Genomic DNA, 229 nt, shown 5'->3' on the forward strand with positions numbered 1-229 from the left:
GGCGCGGACGCCGTAATCGGGATCAGTGGGAAGGCGGACGTTACGGGCATCCAAAGGGCGCTGCAGGAATCACTCTGGGCCCTCGGTTCGGCCTGTGCCAACAAGCTGGGTTTGGCCCGCTACGCCCAGGGTCCGTCGTGGCTTGGGCTGACCGGTTTTGAGGAAGGGACCGCACTGGTCCGGCGTCTTTTGGGGCCGGTTTTCGATTATGAGCAGAGCCAGGAGGGAG

Annotated in this window: 1 pseudogene; it reads left to right on the plus strand. The window is 64.2% G+C overall.

Going from position 1 to position 229, the window contains the following annotated elements:
• A pseudogene (locus ACPYOM_RS24305) lies at window positions 1–229 on the plus strand (PucR family transcriptional regulator); the annotation flags it as partial.

The sequence above is a fragment of the Monashia sp. HAY1-2A genome (genome assembly GCF_056755315.1).